19 protein-coding genes and 5 pseudogenes are annotated in these 21,309 nt (G+C 69.6%); 16 read left to right on the plus strand and 8 right to left on the minus strand.

Going from position 1 to position 21,309, the window contains the following annotated elements:
• Positions 1–76: 76 nt before the first annotated feature.
• Both OH735_RS03840 and OH735_RS03845 read right to left on the minus strand, forming a co-directional pair.
• The gene (locus OH735_RS03840; protein WP_406379476.1) at positions 77–985 is read right to left on the minus strand and encodes an alpha/beta hydrolase; all 909 of its coding nucleotides are present in this window, start codon (positions 983–985) and stop codon (positions 77–79) included.
• A gap of 11 nt (positions 986–996) precedes the next feature.
• A complete protein-coding gene (locus OH735_RS03845) occupies positions 997–1,131 on the minus strand; it encodes a hypothetical protein (RefSeq protein WP_406379478.1) in 135 nt (44 codons plus the stop codon).
• On the opposite strand from OH735_RS03845, the gene OH735_RS03850 reads away from it, so the two are divergent.
• Together OH735_RS03850 and OH735_RS03855 are read left to right on the plus strand one after the other, a co-directional pair.
• Positions 1,081–1,725 (plus strand): SDR family NAD(P)-dependent oxidoreductase, encoded by a 645-nt coding sequence (locus tag OH735_RS03850; protein ID WP_406386396.1) that lies wholly within the window; start codon positions 1,081–1,083, stop codon positions 1,723–1,725. The two genes, OH735_RS03845 and OH735_RS03850, sit on opposite strands and share 51 nt — an antisense overlap.
• 255 nt (positions 1,726–1,980) lie before the next feature.
• A complete protein-coding gene (locus OH735_RS03855) occupies positions 1,981–3,369 on the plus strand; it encodes a PP2C family protein-serine/threonine phosphatase (protein ID WP_406379480.1) in 1,389 nt (462 codons plus the stop codon).
• A gap of 135 nt (positions 3,370–3,504) precedes the next feature.
• Here OH735_RS03855 and OH735_RS03860 read toward each other — a convergent pair.
• Positions 3,505–3,726 (minus strand): annotated as a pseudogene (locus tag OH735_RS03860) (amidohydrolase); the annotation flags it as partial.
• Here OH735_RS03860 and OH735_RS03865 point away from each other — a divergent pair.
• The 4 genes and pseudogenes from OH735_RS03865 (at position 3,725) to OH735_RS03880 (ending at position 6,091) form a co-directional block, all read left to right on the plus strand.
• Positions 3,725–4,465, plus strand: a complete 741-nt coding sequence (locus OH735_RS03865) for a class I SAM-dependent DNA methyltransferase (protein ID WP_406379482.1) — start codon at positions 3,725–3,727, stop codon at positions 4,463–4,465. The pseudogene OH735_RS03860 and the gene OH735_RS03865 overlap by 2 nt on opposite strands.
• 85 nt (positions 4,466–4,550) lie before the next feature.
• Positions 4,551–4,853 (plus strand): hypothetical protein, encoded by a 303-nt coding sequence (locus tag OH735_RS03870; protein WP_406386397.1) that lies wholly within the window; start codon positions 4,551–4,553, stop codon positions 4,851–4,853.
• Positions 4,854–5,049: 196 nt separating this feature from the next.
• Positions 5,050–5,390: pseudogene (locus OH735_RS03875) on the plus strand (3-phenylpropionate dioxygenase); the annotation flags it as partial.
• Positions 5,391–5,686: 296 nt separating this feature from the next.
• Positions 5,687–6,091, plus strand: coding sequence for an STAS domain-containing protein (locus OH735_RS03880; protein WP_406379483.1), 405 nt, complete (start codon positions 5,687–5,689; stop codon positions 6,089–6,091).
• A 94-nt stretch (positions 6,092–6,185) separates the two neighbouring features.
• On the opposite strand, the gene OH735_RS03885 is transcribed toward OH735_RS03880, so the two are convergent.
• Positions 6,186–7,430 (minus strand): MFS transporter, encoded by a 1,245-nt coding sequence (locus tag OH735_RS03885; RefSeq protein WP_406379485.1) that lies wholly within the window; start codon positions 7,428–7,430, stop codon positions 6,186–6,188.
• A gap of 509 nt (positions 7,431–7,939) precedes the next feature.
• On the opposite strand from OH735_RS03885, the gene OH735_RS03890 reads away from it, so the two are divergent.
• Positions 7,940–8,584, plus strand: coding sequence for a class I SAM-dependent methyltransferase (locus OH735_RS03890; RefSeq protein ID WP_406379487.1), 645 nt, complete (start codon positions 7,940–7,942; stop codon positions 8,582–8,584).
• 452 nt (positions 8,585–9,036) lie between these two features.
• Here the strand turns inward: OH735_RS03890 and OH735_RS03895 are convergent.
• Together OH735_RS03895 and OH735_RS03900 are read right to left on the minus strand one after the other, a co-directional pair.
• Positions 9,037–9,569, minus strand: a pseudogene (locus tag OH735_RS03895) (cation transporter); the annotation flags it as partial.
• A 67-nt stretch (positions 9,570–9,636) separates the two neighbouring features.
• Complete coding sequence (locus tag OH735_RS03900; RefSeq protein WP_406379488.1) at positions 9,637–9,810, minus strand: heavy-metal-associated domain-containing protein; 174 nt, start codon at positions 9,808–9,810, stop codon at positions 9,637–9,639.
• 276 nt (positions 9,811–10,086) lie between these two features.
• Between OH735_RS03900 and OH735_RS03905 the strand changes: the two genes are divergently transcribed.
• Positions 10,087–11,070, plus strand: a complete 984-nt coding sequence (locus tag OH735_RS03905; protein ID WP_406379490.1) for a hypothetical protein — start codon at positions 10,087–10,089, stop codon at positions 11,068–11,070.
• 92 nt (positions 11,071–11,162) lie between these two features.
• On the opposite strand, the gene OH735_RS03910 is transcribed toward OH735_RS03905, so the two are convergent.
• Complete coding sequence (locus tag OH735_RS03910) at positions 11,163–11,444, minus strand: metal-sensitive transcriptional regulator (RefSeq protein ID WP_406379492.1); 282 nt, start codon at positions 11,442–11,444, stop codon at positions 11,163–11,165.
• 317 nt (positions 11,445–11,761) lie between these two features.
• Here OH735_RS03910 and OH735_RS03915 point away from each other — a divergent pair.
• Together OH735_RS03915 and OH735_RS03920 are read left to right on the plus strand one after the other, a co-directional pair.
• Positions 11,762–12,109 (plus strand): annotated as a pseudogene (locus OH735_RS03915) (DUF4158 domain-containing protein); the annotation flags it as partial.
• 11 nt (positions 12,110–12,120) lie between these two features.
• A complete protein-coding gene (locus OH735_RS03920; protein WP_406379494.1) occupies positions 12,121–13,080 on the plus strand; it encodes a hypothetical protein in 960 nt (319 codons plus the stop codon).
• A 768-nt stretch (positions 13,081–13,848) separates the two neighbouring features.
• Here OH735_RS03920 and OH735_RS03925 read toward each other — a convergent pair.
• Positions 13,849–14,415: a dihydrofolate reductase family protein gene (locus tag OH735_RS03925; protein WP_403856740.1), complete on the minus strand. Its 567-nt coding sequence runs from the start codon at positions 14,413–14,415 to the stop codon at positions 13,849–13,851.
• 318 nt (positions 14,416–14,733) lie between these two features.
• Between OH735_RS03925 and OH735_RS03930 the strand changes: the two genes are divergently transcribed.
• From OH735_RS03930 to OH735_RS03955, 6 genes and pseudogenes are all read left to right on the plus strand, one after another.
• The gene (locus OH735_RS03930; protein WP_406379495.1) at positions 14,734–14,892 is read left to right on the plus strand and encodes a hypothetical protein; all 159 of its coding nucleotides are present in this window, start codon (positions 14,734–14,736) and stop codon (positions 14,890–14,892) included.
• A gap of 77 nt (positions 14,893–14,969) precedes the next feature.
• A complete protein-coding gene (locus OH735_RS03935) occupies positions 14,970–15,896 on the plus strand; it encodes a recombinase family protein (protein ID WP_406379496.1) in 927 nt (308 codons plus the stop codon).
• A gap of 376 nt (positions 15,897–16,272) precedes the next feature.
• Positions 16,273–17,298 (plus strand): tyrosine-type recombinase/integrase, encoded by a 1,026-nt coding sequence (locus tag OH735_RS03940; RefSeq protein ID WP_406379498.1) that lies wholly within the window; start codon positions 16,273–16,275, stop codon positions 17,296–17,298.
• Positions 17,298–17,621, plus strand: a complete 324-nt coding sequence (locus OH735_RS03945) for a helix-turn-helix domain-containing protein (protein WP_406379499.1) — start codon at positions 17,298–17,300, stop codon at positions 17,619–17,621. The genes OH735_RS03940 and OH735_RS03945 overlap by 1 nt, the downstream gene beginning before the upstream one ends.
• A 2-nt stretch (positions 17,622–17,623) precedes the next feature.
• Positions 17,624–19,090, plus strand: a complete 1,467-nt coding sequence (locus OH735_RS03950) for a hypothetical protein (RefSeq protein WP_406379501.1) — start codon at positions 17,624–17,626, stop codon at positions 19,088–19,090.
• Between the two features lie 474 nt (positions 19,091–19,564).
• Positions 19,565–19,999, plus strand: a pseudogene (locus tag OH735_RS03955) (DUF4158 domain-containing protein); the annotation flags it as partial.
• Positions 20,000–21,309: the final 1,310 nt, after the last annotated feature.

Below are 21,309 nucleotides of genomic sequence, written 5' to 3' on the forward strand. Positions count from 1 at the left end.
TGCCTGGTTCGGGGCGCGCGCCGTAGCCGCGGTGGCAGGACGGCGGCCGACGAACCGGGACGGTTGGCCGACGCCGCTATCCGCCACGAGTCGGCTGCGTGGGGGTAGTCCCCCGGCTTCTCACACCGCTGACCGGGTCGCGTTGCACCGGCTGGACGGGCGGATCGACGGTCGGGACGCCCGGGGCCCTCGTGCGGGACTGTGCGAGGAGGCGCTGGAGCCAGCGGGTACGGGCGTTGCGTGCGTCCTGGCTGAGGGCCGCCTGCGGTGCCAAGCCGTCGAAGCCGTGGTAGGCACCGGGCCATACATGCAGTTCAGCCTGGCCACCGGCCTGCCAGATCGCGTTCGCGTAGGCCACGTCCTCGTCCCGGAACATCTCGGCCGACCCGACATCGATATAGGCCGGGGGGAGTCCGGAAAGGTCCGTGGCGCGGGAGGGAGCCGCGTAGGACGGCAGGTCCGCAGCACCGTAGCGGTCACCCAGCAGCGCCTTCCACGCGGTGGTGTTGGACGTGAGGTCCCACACGCCGAGGTCCGTCATCTGATGGCTGGAGAAGGTGCTGTCGCGGTCGTCGAGCATCGGGCACAGCAGCAGTTGCCCCAGTACCTCAGGACCGCCGCGGTCACGGGCCAGCAGGGCGAGGGCCGCGGCGAGCCCGCCGCCGGCGCTCTTCCCTCCGATGATGATGCGGTCCGCGTCGATGCCCAGTTCGGCTGCGTGACCGGCCGCCCGGACGAGTCCGGCGTAGCAGTCCTCCAGCGGTCCCGGGTACTTCGCCTGCGGCGCCAGCCGGTACTCGACCGAGATGACGGCCAGTTCGAGCGGGAGGGCCCACTCGCGAAGAATCCGCGGAAGCACGGACCACGCGTTGCCCATGACCATTGCGCCTCCGTGCATGTAGTACAGCAGGGGCAGCGGCCCGACGAGCCCGGCCGGCCGCGCGCTCACGAGCGTGACGTCCGGTCCGTCCGGCGGACCCGGCACGCAGAACTCCGTCACTCGAAACGGCCGCCGGTGCGCAGGTCCTCGGCCGTCGGCCTGGGTCGGCTGACGGCATCCCGCTCCTGCCGGGCCGCGAGATTGCCCGGGGTGATCGGCTCCCTCGACTCCTTACCCAACGCAGCCAGCACGACGCTCAGTTCGCCCGCGCCGGCAAGGCCGATTTCGTAGCCGCCGATCTGCGGGAGGCGCAGTCGGTGCGGCAGTTGGCGCGGCGGGCCGTGGACCTGGGCGGGGGCCGGGTCGACATCCTGGTGAACAACGTCGGCATCTACCCGTTCGGGCCCACCGAGGAGGCGGCGGAGGGCGAGGTCGACACCGTCTACGCGCTGAATGTGAAGGCGCCGTTCCACCTGGTGGCGGAACTCGCGCCGGCGATGGCCGAGCGCGGCGGCGGTGCGATCGTCAACGTGAGCACCATCGTCGCCGCGTACGGGGCTGCGGGCATGGCCCTGTACGGGTCGAGCAAGGCCGCCGTGGAGTTGCTGACCAAGGCATGGGCCGCGGAGTACGGCCCGCGCGGGGTGCGGGTGAACGCGGTCCGTTCCGGCCCGGCGCGCACGGAGGGCACGGTCCGCATGGGCGAGGACCTCGACGCCCTGGCCGCCCAGGCCCCGGCCGGCCGACCGGCCGAGCCGGTGGAGATCGCCTACCTGGCCAGCGACGCGGCGAGCTTCGTCCACGGCGCCGTGCTGCCCGTGGACGGCGGCCGTACAGCAGTCTGAACCCATCGGCGTCCTGCCGGGCCTCCCCGGCCGTACAACACCGGCCCGGGGCGTCCGGCAGGACACCGCATCGCTGTCGATGTGCCTTGGCTTCAAGACCGGCGAGCCAGGAGCGCTGAGCCCGGCGGGGGCGGCATGTGCGCCGAATGGGTGTCTGCGGGCACTGTGCGGCCAGTCGCTGGGCGGTGGGGCCGGACCGCGGATCAGATGAGGAACGGGGATACCCGGAGTGGACGCGGAAGCGAGGCGGTGTCGATGGCGCAGGACCGGCAGGAACCGGGAGGCCCGGGTGGCGATGCCCCGCAGGACCGGGACGCCGCCGGGGCGTCCTACATGTCACTGCTGAACCTGCCGCTCAGCTCGGACCTCGACCGTATCGGCGAACAACTGCACGCCCTGGCTCGCGCCCAGGGCACCCTCCAGGGGTTGCTCCAGGCGGTGCTGAGCATCACCGGTGAACTGGAACTGGCCGCGGTCCTGCGTCGCATCGTCAGCACCGCGATGGACCTGGCGGGTGCCCGCTACGGAGCCATGGGAGTGCTCGACGAGGAGGGCAGGTTCCTGGCCGAGTTCATCCCGCTGGGACTCACCGCGAAGGAGCTGGCGGCCCTGGAAGGAGTCGAGCTCCCCCGCGGACGGGGTCTGCTGGGCCACCTGATCCACCACCCCGAGCCGCTGCGGGTGAAGGACATCGCCACGCACCCGGAGTCGGCCGGCTTCCCGCCCGGCCACCCGGCCATGCACTCCCTGCTCGGTGTCGCCATCAGCGTACGCGGACGGATCTACGGCAACCTCTACCTTTCCGAACGCAAGGACGGGCGGCCCTTCGACCGGCACGACGAGGGCGTGATCCTGGCGCTCGCCGGCACAGCCGGGGTGGCCATCGAGAACGCCCGTCTCTACCAGCAGGTCCGCCACAGCGCCGAACAGTTCCAGCGGATGCTGCTGCCCCGGCTGCCGGACCTGCACCCCTTCACGGCGGGAGCGGTCTACCGCCCCGCCAGCGCCCCCGCCGCACTGGGCGGGGACTGGTACGACGCCATGCTGCTGCCCGACGGCTCCTGCGCGGTGCTGATCGGAGATGTGGTCGGGCACGACCTGCGGGCGGCGGCCGAAATGTCGCAGATTCGCAGCATGCTGCGGGCCCTGTGCCACGACGGGCGCACCCCGCCCAGCACCGCCCTCACCCAGCTCGACCACATCATGGACGCTTGGGACGAGACCCCCATCACCACCGTCCTGGTAGCCCGCCTGGAACCCGCCGGCGGCGGCTGGCGGCTGCACTGGAGCAGCGCCGGACACCCGCCGCCGCTGTTGCTGCTGCCCGACGGCCGCGTGCGCTACCTGGACACCGATCCCGGGGTTCCCCTCGGGGTTGCCACCGAGCTGCCGCGTCCCGACCAATGCCAGGTGCTGCCGGTCGACAGCACCGTCGTCCTCTACACCGACGGCCTGGTGGAATTCCCCGGCCAGCCGCTGGACCAGGGCCTGGACGCACTGGCGGTCACCGCCTCCCAGCACGCGGGCCTGCCCCCGGAGGAGCTGTGCCGGGCACTGGCCGACCACCATCCCAGCGACGGCCACGACGACATAGCGGTCATCGCCCTGCGCACCCCGCCCCTCACGGGCTACGCCCGCTCCTGACGCCTCAAGACCGGACTTCGGTCCTGCGTCGCGACCGGGCAGGTCGCCACTCCCCGTCGGGTGAGTGGACGGCGTCTCCACGCTGATTGTCTCCTGTGGCATCCAGGGCTCACCGCCGCCCAGCGGACGCCGAGTGACGGCGGTGTAGATGCCGATCAACGGGTCCATCTCGGCCACGTTCCAGTCACTGGAAAGCGCCAGCACCGCCCCGGTCGTGTGCAGGCTACGCAGGGGCCATGCCTGGTGCCGGCGGTCGGCGCCGATGTTCTCCGCCCAGTCCTTGCCGGGGCCCGCGACCTCGGGGGCGCGCAAATGCGTCGACAGCGCCGCGCCAACCCTGGCAGAGTGATCGCCCATGACGAGCAGTGAGCTGTGGACCCGTGCGACCGCCGAGCGCTACGACGCCGAGGAGAGCGATAACTCCTCGGCGACCGCTCTCGGGCCGACTCTCGACTTCCTCGCCGGACTCGCCGGAGACGGCCGGGCACTGGAATTCGCCATCGGTACCGGACGCGTGGGCGTCCCGCTCCAAAAACGCGGCGTGCCGGTAGTGGGCATCGAACTGTCCGAACACATGGCAGCGGTCCTGCGGCGCAAGATCGACGAGGACACGCTCCCGGTCGCCATCGGGGACATGGCCACGACCGTCGTCCCCGGCAAGTTCACCCTGGCGTATCTCGTCTACAACACCATCACGAATCTGCTCACGCAGGACGAGCAGGTCGAGTGCTTCCGCAACGCCGCACGGCACCTGGCACCTGGCGGCCGGTTCGTCATCGAGCTGGGCGTGCCGCCGCTGCGGTTTCTGCCGCCCGGGCAGGTCGCGGTGCCGTTCGACGTCTCCGAGCGGCACCTCGGCTTCGACACCTTCGACCTCGTTGAACAGATCCTCGTCTCGCACCACTTCGCCCGCGACGGCGACGACGGCCACTACCGCCGCACGAACTCCCGGCACCGGTACGCATGGCCGGCGGAGCTCGACCTCATGGCACGGCTCGCGGGGCTGGAGCTGGAGCTGCGCGTCGCGGACTGGGACAGGGCGCCGTTCACCCAGGACTCCGCGAAGCACATCTCCGTGTGGCGAAAGCCGGCCTGAGGCCGCAACGGGCCGAACTCGGCGACGAGTTCAGAGATCGCATCGGGCCGCCGGAGCCCTCCTGGCCTCGGCGCGCCGTCCGCTGATCCGGGCCGGTGGCGGCGCCGTCACCGCCCGCGGCGAACTGGCCCGGCTGCTGGCGGCGACCGGAGCAGGACTGCTCACCTCGAACTCCGGGCGCGGAGCAGTGCCCGAGGACCACGAGCAGGTCATCGGCAACTACGTCACCACCCCCGCTGGACGTGCCCTGCTCACCATCGGCTCGCACTTCCGCTCGAACGAGAACGCCGACTCCACCCTGAAACTCCTGCGGCGCACATCCAGATCGACATCGACGAGGCCGCGCCCCGCCGCGTGTACCCAGCCGCGCACGCCTCCACGGCGATGAGGCCGCCACCCCGGCCGGTCTGCTGCCGCACGCCCGGCCCGCCGAGTCCGGCTGGACCGACCGCGTCGCCGCCGTACGCGCCGAGGTGCGGGCGGCCCTGCACGACAGCATCGGCCCGCAGGCCGCGATCCGCGCCGCGCTTCCCCGCGAGGCGGTCGTGGCGCGCGACGTCACCGTCCCGTCCGTCGAGCTGACCAACTTCGACTGGGGGGAGCTGTGCCGCACCGGGGTGGACTGGGTCGACCTGTCCATCCCGTACCCGCCGTCGGCCGGCCCCGGCGACAGGCGCCGGCCGGGCGCGGCTTCTGGCGCTACCGCCGCGTCGAGGACTGGCAGCACGCGTCCTGGCGCTTCCTGTACAAGACGCTGATCGAGAAGCGTCATTGGGAGGTCCTGGAGCAGGACCGCGTGATGCTGGAGACCATGCCCACCGACGCCGACCAGCGGGAGAACCTGTACCAGCACGACCTGGGCGTGGTCCGGCTGCGCCGGCTGTACCGGGCGGCGGCCGAGGCCCAGTCGTCGGCGGGCGCCTGAGCGTTCGGCACCGCCACGGCAATGTCGGCCGTCGCGCCACAGCGCGGTCGGCCGACCAGCTCGCATGCTCGCCGTACTCGTCGGCGTCTCGCCTTCCCCGAGCGGCGACGACCTCGTTCAGCGCCGACGTGACCGCGGCGATGTCTGTGTGACCCGGCCGTCCCGGCTTGCGATCAAGGAGCGGGTGCCTTTGCTGGAATCAGGCGGCATCTGCAGGCAGCTCGACCACGCCCGGGCAGCCTTGCAATGCGTCGCTGGGGGTTCCCGTGCCGTCCAGAGCCGCGAAGGGGCCGGCCATGCGAACGACCATCATCCGTACCGAGCACGTCGCCGTCAGCTATGACACGGTGAACGGCTGGACCGTTCTCGAGGTCGACGGCGAGGTGGACGTCCGTACCCATTGCGGGATCCGCGAGGCAGTGATCGCGCTGCTCAGTGAAGGACATCGGCACTTCGTCCTGGACCTGTGCTTCGTGCCCTTCATCGACTCGATGTGCCTCGGCGCGGTCGTGGCCATCACCAAGCGCATCCGGGAGCACGAAGGATCTCTGCGGATCGCGTGCTCCTCCGCCCGGATGATCAAGGTCTTTGAACTTGGCGGACTCGGCAAGGCGTACGAGTTCTACAACTCACCACAGGAGGCGACGTACCAGGCACCACCGCTCGACGGCCTGGCGCACTGGCCCGGCCCCCACGACTGAGCAGAGCATCCGAACGGCTGCGGTGGTGTCCGGCCTCCAGTGGGCCCGCCCGGCAGCAGCTGACGGCGGGCGCCGGCCGGGAGCCTCCCGGTCGTCAACCGGCGGGCTCCCGGCGTCCCTTCGTGCCCCGCCACCGGGAGGCCGCCCACCCGACACCCACCAGCGCGGTGACGACTGCGAGAACGGCGTACGAGACCGGGTAGGAGGTCGAGGTGGCGACCGCACCGGCCGCAAGGGCACCGAGCCCCGTACCCGCGTCGAAGCCGACGTTCCACGCCGTGCCGACGGACGATCGCGCCTCCTCCCCCGCGGCGGCGAAGGCGTGCACAAGGGTCAGGTTCTGCAGACCGCCGTACGCGACACCCACGGCGAACATGCCGACGACCAGAAGGACTCTCCCGGCCGTGTCAGGACCGCTCGCCGTCCCCACGCCGATGGCAGCGAGTCCCGCGGCGCCGACGAAGAGGAGCGGTGCGATCGCCGGGGCGGCCCCCCTGCGGTCCGCGAAGCCTCCGAAGGCCCAGCGGCACAGTGCCGAGGTCCCGGTGAACACCAGGAGCGCCAGATACACCGTGGTCGGGTCGGGGTCCAGGCGCGGCGTGAACGTGAGCACGGCGCCGCCGGCCGAGGTGATCGCGAGCAACGCGGCGATCGGCCCCGTCAGGACGCGGCGGAGTCCGGCGGCATCGCGCCGCCCGACGGGCCGGGCGGGGTCGGCGGTCGGCCGGTCGAAGATGCGCAGGGCGCGGGCCACAGGCAGGGCGAGGGGTATTGCGAGCAGCGGAACGACGGCGAGCGTGAACACCAGCCAGTACCCGACCCGCTCGGCGAGCCAGGGTGCGACGGGGACGAGCAGGAACTGCGGGGCCGCGATCGCCAGTCCGTAGGCCCCGACCGCGCGGCCGCGACGCGCGGGCTCGACGAGCACGGCGACCCCCATGGCGCCGCAGACGGTGATGATCCCGAAGCCGAGGCCGCGCACCGCCGCGAGTGCCGTCACCGCCCGCACGTCGTCGGTGAGGAGGTGCACCGGTGCGGGAGCTCCGAGCAGGCACGCTCCGAGCGTGAGTGTCCAGCGCCAGCCGAGGCGTCCCAGCACTCTTCCCACGAGCAACTGGGCAATCACCGTGCAGAGCATCATCACGGCGTTGACCACGCCCGCGCCCAGTTCGTCGGCCCCGCCGTCGAGCACCCAGAGGGGAGCGACCGGCATCAGGAGCGCGACACCGGCGAAACCGAGCGCGGTCGATCCGAGCAGGGCCGGCATTCCCGGCGCCCGCCAGACCGACGAGGCACCGCGGGTGCGGCCTCTCACATCGTTGATCCGTCCATCCAGCATCCGCCAGATGGTAGACCGACCCGTCGTGGCAGACCCGGCCGGGCGTCGAAGGCGGCCGTCGACCATGGCCGAACGGGATGCCTTCGTCGACGCCCTCGTGCCGACGTCCGGGCCTTGCCGCAGTGGTGAGGTCCCGACCGGCACGGGATCCGTGAGGTCGGCGCTGGTGCGGCCCCAAGTGACACCGCGGAACTATACCTGGTGGGGGTACCAGACGCCCGGCGGACCCACTCCGGTCACCGTCCGGGTTGCGGCCGGGACCTTGGCGCGGCCTGGCCGGAGTGACCACGACAAATCGGCGATGCGCTCGAAGGCACCCAGGAAATGCAGGCCCAGCACTATGGTCATCGATCCCAGGATCCGGCTGAGCAGCTCCTGGTGGGCGAGCAGAGCACTGCCCGCGTACGTACGCCACCGGCATGGTGGAAACGCCGGACGGAGCAGCACTCACGGGCGGATGATTAGGTGATGCGGGAGGGGCCCCTTCCGCCGTACCGGAGGAGCCCAGCATGGCCAAGACGGTCTCGCATCCGCTGTTCGCCCGGATCTATCCCCGCATCAATGCCTGCGCCGAGGCGCACGGCTCGATCGGGCACCGTCAGGAACTCCTCGCGGGTGTGCGCGGCCGGGTGATCGAGATCGGGGCGGGTACGGGGGCGAATTTCCGGCACTATCCGCCCGGCGTGGACGAGGTTGTCGCGCTGGAGCCGGAGCGCCGGCTGCGCACCCTGGCGGAGCAAGCCGTCAGCAGCGCCGTCGTGCCGGTTCAGGTGCTGCCCGGCCGGGCCGAGGAGCTTCCCGTGCCGGACGGCAGTTTCGATGTGGCCGTGCTCTCGCTCGTGCTGTGCACCATCGCCGACGTACCGAGCGCGCTTGCCGAGGTCGCACGCGTTCTCAAATCCAGCGGGGAGCTGCGCTTTTACGAACACGTCCGGTCCCAGAAGCCCCGCGCCTTCCGGCGGCAGCGGATCTTGAATCCGCCGTGGCGACTGGTCGGCGGCGGCTGCAACCTCACCCGCGACACGGAGCGCGCGATCACTGACGCAGGGTTCGCCGTCAAGGAGATCCGCCGCTTCGACTTCCTCATCAACGGGCGGGCCAACCCCGCCTCCCCCTCGATCATCGGTACCGCCCACCCCCGCGTCACCACCTGAGCAACTGCAGCCCGGCGAGGCGGAGGAGTTGCAGCGCCTCCTGAGCGAGGCTGCAGCGCGGAAGTCGTCGAATTGATCGTCGTCGCCGCACTGTTCGGCTACACCGCTCCGCCGTCGGTGCCATGCCTCAACTACGCCCGTGCTGTGGCGCTCCTCCAGGCAGCCGCCGCCAGGCTGGAGCGGCCTGGCCGCTCCGCCGTCGAGTCCACCGGTTGCGGTGCGGCATCCCGTTCCGGAAGTGAGCTCCCCTGATTGCGAAGTGGGAGACGTACCAGGGGCAGCACCTGCAATTGCGCGCCGCCATTGCAGGTGCTGCCGACTCGGACGTGAGCACCTTCGCCGTAACGAGCGCGTCGACGCTCGCAGAATCGAACCGGCCCCGGAATCAACGAGATCCCGCCCGATCAATCGGATCGGACGGGATCGGCCGGGTGTTTTGGGGCCCGCAGCCGCGAATACCTGGACCAGAGAAAGGCGTTCGTGGTATCGACCGAGATCAGGGTTTCCATCGTCGCGGCGCCGTGTCTGGCGTCGGTCCAGGCGGCACGGCGAAATGGCCAAGCCGCGTAGGCGACCACCGGAGCGGTCAGGGCGAGGGACAGCCACTGCCAATAGTCGATCTGGAGCGCGGTGACCATGGTCATCGCGATCACCGGCACGGCGAGCACCACGGTGGTGACCAGGCGCCGGCGCAGAGACCGGAGATCGTCCGAACCGTCCGCCGTCCCGGGCTCCGGGGCTCCCTCCGCGCGGACGGGAGCCGGCCCCCGCGCGGTGCAGCCGGTCGCTTCCACAGTGGCGATCAGATCGCCGACGGCGACACTCTCGCCGCGGTATCTGACCTTGCCTTCTCGGTCGTGTAGTTGACGGCCGCCTCGACACCGTCCATGCGGTTGAGCCTCTTCTCGAACCCGGCTGCGCACGAGGCGCAGGTCATGCCACCGATGGCCAGTTCGACCTCGGTGGTTTCCACGAGGTTCGCCATCGCTGCTTCTCAAGTCGGGCGCCGGGCCCGCACGTACAGCTGCGGGCCCTGCAACATCGTCGAGAAATCAGGCGACTCGGCCCGTGAGCTCATAGCCGGCGTCGTCGACCACTTTCGCAAGCTCGGCGTCGTCGGGTTCCCCGCTGGTGGTCACGGCGACACGGCCGGCCTCGACGCTCAGTACGCCGCCGACCCCACTGATGGCCTCGGTGAGAGCGGACCTGCAGTGGCCGCAGGTCATGCCTGCCACCGTGTAGACCGTCGAGAAGGTATCCCACCGCGGTCGCCGTGTTCTGCGTCGTGCTGCTTGAGCAGCTGCCGTCGGGCGTGCAGCAGTCGGACATGGCTCCTCCGGAAGTCACGAGGTTCAACTATACCCCTTAGGGGTATCCGGCCCCTTTGCGCGTATACCCTCACCCGGTATCTGCGGCAAGTAGCGAATCCCATCTTGCATATACCCCTGAGGGGTATATGCTCCCCGTGTCAGACGCCAGGTCGACGCTCCGAGGAGAACCTGATGAACACCCCTTTGAGGATCACCGCCTTCGCCGCCGTGCTCGCTGCCGCCTTCGGTGCCGCTTACGGAGTGGGCTATGCCGTTGTCCCGATCGGCGCCTCAGCCGAGCCCTCCACTCACGCAGGTCACGACCGCACCGACGCACCGGATGAGGAAAGGGAAGGGGAAGGGGGAGGGGAACACCCGGAAGGTGGCCACGACATGACGCCGGGTGGCCTGCAGATCTCGGAGAGTGGCTACAGCCTGGACCTCAAGACCCCGAGCGTTCGCGCGGCCGAGAAGTCCCCACTCCGTTTCGTCATCCGTGACAGTGCGGGCCGGGAGGTCACGGCCTACCAGCGCGAGCACAACAAGGAACTTCACCTGATCCTTGCCTCACGGGATCTGGGCACCTACAGGCACCTGCACCCGACCCGGTCGTCGGACGGCACGTGGAACGTCGACGCCGAGCTTCCGGCCGCCGGCACGTACCGGCTCTTCGCGGACTTCACTCCCGCCGCCAAGGGTGCCAAGAATCTGACCCTGGGCGCGGACCTCGCCGCCTCCGGCAACTACCGTCCCGCCCCACTGCCCTCCCCCGCTACGGTCGCCAAGGTCGATGGCTACACCGTCACTCTGGAGAGCCGGCTGCGTCCGGGTGCGGCGGGCGAACTCGGCCTGAAGGTCGCCAAGAACGGGCGCCCCGTCACTGACCTCGACCCGTATCTCGGCGCCTACGGCCACTTGGTGGCCCTGCGCTCAGGAGACCTGGCCTACCTGCATGTCCACCCCAACGGCACCCCCGGCGACGGCAGGACCAAGTCCGGTCCAGACATATCCTTCACCGCCACGGCCCCGAGCCCTGGCTCATACCGGCTCTTCCTCGACTTCCAGCACGAGGGAGTGGTGCGCACTGCGCGTTTCACGGTCGAAGTCGGCCGCACGGCCCAGGACCACACCGGGAGCGAGGAATCCGAAAACCCCGAAGGCCACGATCAGCACTGATCCGCACGCCAGCCGAGAGGTTTCCCAGGCGGAACTCCCTCGTGGATGACCAGGTCAAGCCCGTCGGGTGCGCTCGGCTCGACACTCGGCCTTCACGAACGCACCAGCCGTGCGATCGCGTTGGACGCCTCCGTGAGCTTCTTCTCCTTCGCCTCGCCGCCCTCGGCAACGGCGTCGCTCACGCAGGTGGCCATGTGCTCGTCGAGCAACTGCAGAGCGAACGACTGCAGGGCGCGCGTCGTCGCCGACACCTGGGTAAGAATGTCGATGCAGTAGGTCTCCTCCTCCACCAACCGCTGCAGGCCACGCACTTGGCCCTCGATGCGACGAAGCCGCATTATCACGTCATCCTTGTGCTTCTTCTGGCCGGCCATGGCTTCAGGTCCTTCCTCCCCGGTCGTTGCCACGCGCAGCCTCGACCTCCCCTCGAAAGATGCCCGCAGTTGGTATGAGAGCGCGCGGGCCGGAAGGACGGAAACCTCGGCGCAGAGGGAGTCCGGAGCAGGCAGGGCGCCCCGGGACGGCTGCAACCCGTCGACCAGTTGGCCCGATTCATCGAAGCGGCCCCGGGCGGGCGCCCCCGCTGCCGCTTGTCCCGTGCGCGGGGAGCACCATCGTGCGGCGGTCCTACTGGGCCGCCTCCCATCGAGCAAGCGTCTCGAATTCACCAGTCAGATGGCATCGGCGGGCCATCCAGCGCTGCACCGAGCGCAAGCCGACGGCGTACGAGCACGCGTGGGAGATCCGGGACGCCTACGAGTACCACGAGTACGAGGATGCGGAGTGGTCACGTCGGTTCCGCACGTTCCTGCACGGGCGGGCGTGGACGCACGCCGAGGGGCCGGTGGCACTGTTCAACCAGGCGGTGGGCTGGCTGCGCCGTCACCGGGTGCTGCTGCCTGGGGTGTCGGTGCTGGCCCGACAGGTGTCGGAGGCGCGGAAGGTCGCGGAGAAGCGGCTGCACGCCACGGTCGCGGGGGCCGCGCGGCGGGCGGACCCGGCGCTGCCCGGCGACTTGGTGGCGACCAACGTCTCGCCGGCGGCCCCCTGGTGATCCGGCCCGGAGCCCGTCACCTGCACCCCACCCAGTGCCGCTTCCCCGCCCCCGATTCCGGACGCGGCATGCACGGCAGGGCCTGCGGCGCCCGGATCGAGCTCGCCGAAAACCCCATCCGGCCCGGCCATAACCTCCTCGACGTCCAGCGCGACATCTTGAACGAACTCGACCCGAACCTGCCTCAGGCCCGCACTGCCGAGAGCTTGACCGACCTGCGGCTGGTCACGGGTTTCATCGCGGCCGCCTGGCCTCAGCCCCGTCACCTGCTCGACTCCCACCTCGTCGACACCGTGAACGCGTACTTTCAGGCGAACAAGGAGAACCATCCGGGCAAGCTCCGCGGCCACCATGTGAACTCCCTGGACAAGGCTCCGCCCGATGCCGTGGTCTTCGGCGCGCTGATGGGCATCGCCGACAAGCTGCTGCTCGCCGACAACACCCGGCAGCGGATCACCGGCCTGTTCGACGCCGCTTTCCACACCCGTGAAAGCCGCACCTCCTGGGCGCGGTTCTTCGCGCATCACGAACGCACGTGCTCCACTCGGCTGCGGGAGATCATGCGATCCCTGATCAGCGCATATCCCGGAATTATCGGCCGAGGCATTCCCACGTTCCGCGGCTCGGGCATGGGCTTCGCGCCGCACCAGATCCCCACGTTCCTGAAGCAGGACTGGTACGAGCGTTTCATCCGGCCTACCAAGTTCCCCGTCGACGAGCGGCGCGTCCGCCGCACCGCGGCCGCGCACCTCGTCTGCCGGCCCGCCCAGTGCCCCCTCCGCGAAGCCACACTCATGCTGGGCATCCCTCCAGGATCCGTCCGTGACGATGTCAACGACGACGCCTTTTGGAAGGGAGCCAAGGACGCCCCGATCAACTTCCGCTTCGCCTGGGCACGCATCTACCCGAGATCGCCGACCACCCTCCCGACTACCAGCGGCGCCGCGACATCCTGAGCGACTGGGCACTCCCCGAGGAAACGTGGAGGGAACTGGCCGCCAGCCTCCCCGAAATCCCTGGGAAACGCCCCGTCCTCGACGACCGGAAACGCCAGATCGCCTCCATCTTCATCTGGACGCGCGTCACCGCCGGCGAGCACCTCTTCGCGCCCCGGCCCCTCGAACAGGCCCAACCCGAGCAGATCCGCCGGGCATGGGCCGCACGGCGCCCCACTACCTGGCACCAGCTCGCCGGGCGCCCGGATCCGGGCCCCCACTATGCCGCTCTGCGACGGATCCTCACCGAGTACGCACACAAGCTGGCCCAGGAGATCGACGCTGGAGATCCACTCACCCACGCTCCGCTGCCAGAGCGGCTGTGATGTCAGTGCCCTGGTTCACACTTGGCGAGCGCGAAAGACTCGTCAGCCCCACCGCAGGCAAGGAGAACCCGGATGCAGGCAGTCGAGAAGATGAAGATCGGCGAGCAAGCAGAGGATGCCGCAGAGGCCGTTCTCACCGCGGCAGGCTGGGAAGTGATCAACTTGAACAGACTCGCGAGGAACTTCCGCTTCGCCGACCTCCTCGCAAAACGCGGGTCCACACGACTCCTGGTGCAGGTCAAAGGCACGACGACCGACGAGGGGAAGTTCGGAGCACAGCCCGAACCTGCGCGAGCCCTGCACGCACTGCAGGGTCTCGTGGCTGATGTCGTAATCTCACGGGCCGTGTCGTACCGATGTCGTATACGACATCACCGTGAGACTAGCGCGTGGGTGCTGCTGCTCAGCGCCTCGTCTCGTACCTGGTCAGGACCACGCCGCCGGGAAACGTCCGCGTCTCCACCAGGTTCAGGTTCACCCAGCTGTCCAGCGCGGTGAAGAACGGCGTGCCGCTGCCCACCAGGACCGGATGGGCGGCGATCGCGTACTCGTCGATCAGCCCGGCGCGCATGGCCGCCCCGGCGAGCGTTGCGCCGCCGATGTTCATTGGGCCGCCGTCCTCGGCCTTGAGCCGGGTGATCTCGGCGATTGCGTCGCCGGTGACCAGGCGGGTGTTCCAGTCGACCTTGTCGATCGTCGAGGAGAACACCACCTTCGGCGTGTCCCGCCAGTTCCGCGCGAACTCGATCTCCGCCGGGGTGGCGTTGGGCTGCTGGTCGCCGGTTGGCCAGTAGGAGCTCATCGTCTCCCACAGCTTGCGCCCATACAGCGACAGGCCGCTCGCCTGCTCGTGGTCGAGCCACCACTGGAACAGCTCGTCGCTCGGCGGTCCGCTCCAGCCGATGTCGTCGCCGGCCGCGGCGATGTAGCCGTCCAGGGTCAGGTTCATGCCGTAGATCAGTTTCCGCATGGCGCAGCCTTCCGTCCGTGGGTGTCCGGCGTATAGACCAGCGCGGCGCGGGAAACTCATCGGTGCGCGATCTGGGCTCGCCGGTAGTCCTCGTGCTCGGGGCTCAGCTTGGTGTACTCGGCCGACTCGGGCAAGCCGCCTGATCTCGACCTCGCCCTCGCGAGGAAATGCCACGGATTTGAGACTGATCATGGGTGACAAGGCCGTGAGACAGCCAAGAACGCCCAGGTCACGCAAGATCGACATGTCACGAGCGGCGAGACCCTACACGCACTCGCTGGGCACCTGGACGCTCACGCGGTCTACGCCCTCGTCCGCATGACTGCCGACGGCTCCGTCATCCACTTCGGGACCGCAGAGCATGCTGCTGTCATTGCCGACAGGCGCATCGCCGACTACCCCGGCACACTCCGCTACCACCTCTTCATCGACGACTTCGTACACACCGCGCACGACCTCGACGAACTCGTCCGCTGACCCCACGGGCCAATCGCGGCGCTCAGAGGGGCCAACTCAGCCGCTCACGGGCCAGCTCAAGAACTCAGTCTCACTCGGTGGCGAACCTGGTCTACAAGCGGGTCTCGACCGACCAGCAGTCGACCTCCCGGCAGAACCTCGTCCTGGACGAGGCCGGGATCGAGGACCCGGTCGTCTTCGAGGAGGACCCGGGAACCTCCAGCCGCCTCCACCCCCTTCAGCGCCCGAAGTTCCGCGAACTGCTCACCTACGCGCGGCCGGGCGACACCGTGCACATCTCCGAGATGTTCCGCCTCGTACGCGGCACCGGGCACATCCTCGACGTGCTCGACGTCCTCCACCGCGACCAGGTGGCGCTGCGCATCCACGACGGCGCGTTCTCCGCGATGGACCTCACCGCCCGTCACCCGCGCACCGGGGAGTTGCTGTCCACCGTGAAGTTCATGGTGCAGACCCTCGCCGCTGCCGGCGAACTCCAGCGCGACCTCCAGCGCGAGCTGACCTACGACGGACTGCGAGCCGCCGAGGCCAAGGGCAGCAAGGGCGGGCGCCGCCCCGCCGTGGCGGCCGAGAAGACCGACGACGTCCGCACCGCGTACCTGGAGGGCCGCTCGATCACTGCCCTCGCCCGCGACCACGGCGTCAGCCGCGACGCGATCCGCACGGCGGTCGCCGACCTCATGCCCGACCACAACGCCATCTCGCAGGAGGACACCCCCGCTCCGGAACTGCCGGTCACCCTCGACATGCCGGGCAAGGTCGCGGACTTCCTCCGCGCGTCCGACCTGGAGCCCGCCGAGCGGGCCGCGCTCGACCAAGGGGTGACCGTACGGCGCGGCCAGGGCTACAGCCTGCGCATCACGGCCGTGCCAGGGGTCCACCGCCAGCTACTCGCCCGCTGCCAACCGCTCGACGGCGGCCAGGGTGTCCCTACCGTCCCTGCCCAGCGCAAAGCCCGGCGCGAGTACGAGAACCGCGTCACCGGCCTCGGAGTTCCGGACTGAACAAGATCACCGGCTTAGCGTTAACCGCTGTACCGATGTTCCTACCGACGCCAATCGCATCGGATGCGAATAGGCGACAGCAGTCCTGGGACTCGCCGACCGTCGGCTGTTGCCAGGTCTGCCAGGGACGTTGCACCTGGCTGCGCATGAGATCACGGTAGCGACTGTGTCGGCCTGGCGCTGACTCCTTCACTCCATCGAGCGATTGAGCTGGGGATACGCCGCCGGCTCGCATCAGATGCGAAAAACTCGCGTCCAATGCGATAGACGGAGAGTGATGGCGGATGGGTCAGGACGGCCTCGCACCGGGGTCTGCGCGCCTCCACCTGGTCGACGGCCTGCCGATGCTGCGGCCGGACGAGCAGTCTTCGAGGCGATGCTCCAGGGCTGGCGCAATCAGCAACTCGCACGAAACCTGTCGCCCGGGTACGTCTCCGACCAGGAGAGGACGGTTCGGGCCTTCACCCGGCACGCCGATGTCCTGCCGTGGCAGTGGACGCCGCAGCACGTCGACGAGTGGTCGGCGGATCTCCGCTCGGTCCACGGCTGCGTCCGCTCCACCCTGCGCAACTGCCAAGGTGCGGTACGGCAGTTCTGCGACTTCCTGACCAACCCGGCCTACGGGTGGACGGAGGAGTGCCTGCGCCTGTTCGGCACGCACCCGGTCCAGGTGGTCCACGACTGGAACGCGGCGGTGCACGCAGACGAGGCCGAGGGCGAGCCGGAACGCCGAGCGTTCACCAAGCCCGAGCTGGAGGCGTTCTTCGACTACGCCGACGACCAGGTCCTGCGGGTCCGCGGCAAGGGCCGCAAAGGCTGGCTGCCGGCCTTCCGCGACGCCGCCCTGTTCAAGACCGCCTACGCCTACGGCCTTCGGCGCAACGAGACCCGCATGCTCGACCTCACCGATTTCGGCCGCAACCCCGAAGGGCGCGAGTTCGGAGAGTACGGCACCCTTCAGGTCCGCTACGGCAAGGCGAAGAAGGGCTCACCGCCCAAGCGCCGCAGCGTGCTGACCGTCTGGCGTTGGACACCCGACACCGTCGACGAGTGGATCAGCGAGGTCCGGCCGGGCATGCGGCACGCCACCGGCCCAGCCCTCTGGCCCTCCGAGCGGGGACCGCGGGTCGGACTGCAGCGCCTGGACTCACGCTTCGCGGCCTACCGCGATGCCCTCGGCCTCGACCCAGCCCTGGAGTTCCACTCCCTGCGCAGGTCCTACATCACCCACCTGATCGAAGCCGGCTTCGACCCGCTGTTCGTCCAGCACCAGGTCGGCCACGACCACGCGTCCACCACCGCGATCTACACCTGCGTCTCCTCCGACTTCCGCACCCGTACCCTGCGCCGCGTCCTGGACGCCACCGTCGAGGCCGCCTTGCGGCCGGGAAGGATCTCCTGATGCCCCGCCAGATCAGCTACCGGTGGCGCCTGCGCGAGCTGATGGGCTCGCGCGGCATGTTCACGGTCACCGAGCTGATGCCCCACTTGTCCGAGCGGGGCATCACCCTGTCCGCCTCCCAGGTCCACCGCTTGGTCTCCGGAACCCCGGAACGGCTATCGCTGCCGGTGCTGGCGGCGCTCTGCGACATCCTCGGCTGCACGGCCACCGACTTGATCGCCACCTCGGCCGAGAATCTGACCGCCCGGCGGGCCGTCGGCCAGGATGCGCCGGTCGACCTGGCCGCCCGCCGACCCAAGCGGGTCAGGCTGACGGAGGACTGATCATGACGCCGGAGGAGTACGAACGCTGGCACGTCCGCACGTGCTCGCGCTGTAGCCGACGAGGGGCGAAGTCGGCCGAGTGGTCTGACGGGCCGATCTGCCGCACCTGCTACGAGCGCGCCCTGCGCGTCCGGGGCCGCTGTCCGGGCTGCGGCACGGACCGGCTGCTGCCCGGCCGCGATCCGGATGGCGTCTCGGTCTGCCGCGACTGCGCGGGGATCAGCCGCGACTTCTTCTGCGACCGCTGCGGCTTCGAGGGGATGCTGCTCGGTCGCCGGCTCTGCGAACGCTGCACCCTGGCCGACCGGCTCGCCAGCCTCCTCGACGACGGCACCGGCCAGGTTCGCCCCCAGCTGGTGCCCCTCATGGACCTGCTCCTGGAGCTTGACCGCCCCAAGAGCAGGTTGATCTGGCTCCGCCGCCCCAACGTCATTCGCCTCCTGCAGGACCTGGCGAGCGGTCGCGTCCCGATCAGCCACGAGGGCCTGCAGCAGCAGGAGCACTGGCGCACGGCCGCCCACCTGCGCGACCTGCTCATGGAGAGCAACATCCTGCCCCACGCGGACCGGCGGCTCCTGCTCTACGAACGCTGGCTCGCCGAGCGCCTCACGGCGGTCGAGGATCCCGCGCGACACCAGCTCCTGCACCGATTCGCCACCTGGCACCAGCTGCGGCGCCTACGAGCGAAGGCCGAAGCCGGGCCGCTCGGACGCTCCCCCACCCACGAGGCCCGGCAGCAGATCACCCAGGGCGACGCCTTCCTCACCTGGCTCGCAGCCCGCAACCGGACCCTTGACCAGTGCCGACAGGCCGACCTCGACGCCTGGCACGCGGACAACTACGCCACCCGCCGACCCGCCCAGCCCTTCCTGCGCTGGTGCATGGGCAACGGCGCCATGCCCCGACTCGCCCTGCCGCCCCACGTGATCAAGCAGGACCAGGCCCCGATGCACCAGCACCGCCGCCTCGCCGTCCTCCGCCGCGTTCTGCACGACGAGACCCTGCCGCTGCGAACTCGAACCGCGGCCTCGCTCGTCCTGCTCTATGCCCAACCCATCAGTCGCATCGTCCGGTTGACCACCGAGGACGTCATCGACGATGGTGATGCCCTCATGCTCCGGCTCGGAGACCCTCCGTCGCCGCTGCCCGGACCCGTCGCCAGTCTCGTGCGCGCCTACCTGGCTGAACAGCCCCGGCTCGCCCGCGCCAGCAGCCGCAGCACGGCCTGGCTGTTCCCCGGCCGGCAGCCCGGGCATCCGATGGACCCGACCAGCCTGCTCGACCAGCTCCGAGCCGCCGGAGTTCCCGCCCAGCGCGGCCGGGCCTCAGCGATCCGCCAACTGGTCCTCCAAGCCCCCGCACCTGTGGTCGCCCGGGCCCTCGGCTACCACGACAAGACCACCACCCACCTCGTCACGGAGGCCGGCGGAACCTGGAGCCGATACGCCCCTGGCGACCACAGCCAGTGATCGCTACAGGTCGCCGGTTGCGCCCGTCTCCATGAAGCGGACAACGCAGCGACGGATGTGATCAAGGAACTCGCCTTCGTGCATTAACGGGCGCCCCGAACGCGGCCTCGACTGGTGAGCTGGCGTATTCGGGCGTATCTCCTCCACCCCACGTCATGAGTCACACCACGTCAGGCCGTGGACTGGCCGTTGACGCGGTACTCCTCGGAGGGCATCGAGTCCCATTCAGTATTCGCGCCGTCGCGCGTCACCATGAACAACGGACGCGATCGGAGGACCTGCCCGACTAGTTGCCCGCGCATCACGACCCCGGAATCATCCGGTCCTGCGTAGCCCTCGGGCGTGTGTGACCGAGATACGCGGCAAAGGGGCAACGGGATGATCTTGAAGCCCTGAGTGCTCGTCGCCCGTCACCCATTCGGCGCAGTGTCGTTGGTGGTGGTGTTGAGCGTCGTCTGGGGCCTGGGGTGGGTTGTGACATCGATTGAACGGACCGCGTATCCGCGGTTCAAGCGGCTGATCACCGCGCATGAGCTGCATCTGTTCTTCTCCCCGAGCCGCGATGAGCTGGAGTGGGCGGCCGATGCCACGGACTGCGATGAGCATCTGCTGGCGCTGCTGCTGATGCTGATGCTGAAGTCGTACCGGCGTATGGGGTGTTTCCCCGCGCTTGAGGACGTCCCGGAGATGGTGGTGGACTTCGTACGGCGGGCGGTGGAGCTGCCGGAGGGCACGCTGCCGGTGTACCGGGCGGAGCGGACCGCCAAGCATCACCGGGGCCTGGTCCGCAAGCAGGCCGGCGTGACGTACGACCAGGCCAAGGCCCGGGGGATCGTCGAGCGGTCGATCCGCAAGGAGGCCGCGGCGAAGAACCGCCCGGCGGATCTGATCAACATCGCGCTGGAGAAGGTGGTGGAGGCCGGGCTGGAGCTGCCCGGGTTCTCGACCTTCGACAAGATGGCCTCGAAAATCCGCACCGAGGTCAACGCCTCGATCTGCACGGGCATCCACGACCGCATGAGCGCCGCTCAGCGGGCGGGGCTCATGCGGCTGCTGGAAGACCGTGACAGCGACGGGACGACGCTGTTCAACCGGCTGAAGAAGTCCGCCAAGGGCCCGACCTGGTCGCACTTCAAACACCTGACCAGGCGTCTGGACTGGCTGGACGAGCTCGGCGACACCGACGTGTGGATGGACGGAGTCGCCGCGGGGAAGGTCACCGACTTCGCTGGAGAGGCGGACGCGGCGGACGCCTCGGAGCTGCGGGACTTCGTCCCCGTCAAGCGCATCGCGCTGGTCGCCGCTCTGACGCACAAGGCGCGGATGCGGGTGCGGGACGACCTGGCGACGATGTTCTGCAAGCGCGTGGCGACGAAGATCAAGAAGGCCAAGGCGGAGCTGGAGGAGATCCGGCTCGCCGAGCGGGAGATCGTCGAGTCCCTGATCGGGAACTACCGCACGGTGCTCAAGCACATCGACGAGGGCGGCCCGGCCCAGGAGGCGCTCACGAAGGCCGCGGCCATGACCGCCGAAGCCCGCCAGGCCCTGGATGGCCTGGACGAAGAGGCGTCGGTGGACGAGGTCGCGACGCGGCTGGAGGGCAGGGTCTCCCTGGCGGTCCTCGCCCTGGCGAAGGCCCAGGTGGTGCAGGCCGGCGGGTTCGGCGCGATTACCCTCGCGGTGGACGGCTTCGGAGGGTTCGCGAAGCAGTACGAGCAGATCGAGAAGGTCTCCGCCCACCACGGCAACTTCTGGGAAGTGCTGCTGTACGGCCAGATCGGCCGGGACCGAGCGGTGATGTTCGACCTGGCCGATAACGACAAGTTGAAGTTCACCGCGATCAGCGAGGACAGTCGGGTGCTGGACGCCCTCGCGCACGCCCAGCGGCACCAGGCGGCCCGCGGCGAGTACATCACCGCCTTCAACGAGGAAGGCAAGCAGGTCGACATCTCCTTCGCCACCCAGAACTGGCGCAAGGCGGTGGTCGACAAGTCCCGTACCGGGCAGTTCGTGCGCAAGCACTTCGAGGCGATGGTCTTCACCGCGCTCGCCGAGGAACTGCGCACCGGCGACGTCGCGGTGGTCGGCTCGGAGGAGTACGCCGACTGGTCCGAGCAGCTGCTGGCCTGGGAGATCGTCCAGGAGATGCTGGGGTCCTACCTGGTGGAGGTCGGCCTCGCCGAGCCGGGCGAGAGCGCCGAATTCGACGCAAAGTTCTT

This window comes from Streptomyces sp. NBC_01618, from assembly GCF_045209435.1.
Classification (GTDB): domain Bacteria; phylum Actinomycetota; class Actinomycetes; order Streptomycetales; family Streptomycetaceae; genus Streptomyces.

Coding starts and splice junctions, on each gene's coding strand:
- OH735_RS03900 (WP_406379488.1), bottom strand. CDS start 9,810: ATGACCTGCGGCCACTGCAGGTCCGCTCTCACCGAGGCCATCAGTGGG.
- OH735_RS03930 (WP_406379495.1), top strand. CDS start 14,734: ATGACTGCCGACGGCTCCGTCATCCACTTCGGGACCGCAGAGCATGCT.
- OH735_RS03950 (WP_406379501.1), top strand. CDS start 17,624: ATGACGCCGGAGGAGTACGAACGCTGGCACGTCCGCACGTGCTCGCGC.
- OH735_RS03940 (WP_406379498.1), top strand. CDS start 16,273: ATGCTCCAGGGCTGGCGCAATCAGCAACTCGCACGAAACCTGTCGCCC.
- OH735_RS03865 (WP_406379482.1), top strand. CDS start 3,725: ATGACGAGCAGTGAGCTGTGGACCCGTGCGACCGCCGAGCGCTACGAC.
- OH735_RS03925 (WP_403856740.1), bottom strand. CDS start 14,415: ATGCGGAAACTGATCTACGGCATGAACCTGACCCTGGACGGCTACATC.
- OH735_RS03945 (WP_406379499.1), top strand. CDS start 17,298: ATGCCCCGCCAGATCAGCTACCGGTGGCGCCTGCGCGAGCTGATGGGC.
- OH735_RS03905 (WP_406379490.1), top strand. CDS start 10,087: ATGAACACCCCTTTGAGGATCACCGCCTTCGCCGCCGTGCTCGCTGCC.
- OH735_RS03885 (WP_406379485.1), bottom strand. CDS start 7,430: ATGCTGGATGGACGGATCAACGATGTGAGAGGCCGCACCCGCGGTGCC.
- OH735_RS03880 (WP_406379483.1), top strand. CDS start 5,687: ATGCGAACGACCATCATCCGTACCGAGCACGTCGCCGTCAGCTATGAC.
- OH735_RS03910 (WP_406379492.1), bottom strand. CDS start 11,444: ATGGCCGGCCAGAAGAAGCACAAGGATGACGTGATAATGCGGCTTCGT.
- OH735_RS03890 (WP_406379487.1), top strand. CDS start 7,940: ATGGCCAAGACGGTCTCGCATCCGCTGTTCGCCCGGATCTATCCCCGC.
- OH735_RS03855 (WP_406379480.1), top strand. CDS start 1,981: ATGGCGCAGGACCGGCAGGAACCGGGAGGCCCGGGTGGCGATGCCCCG.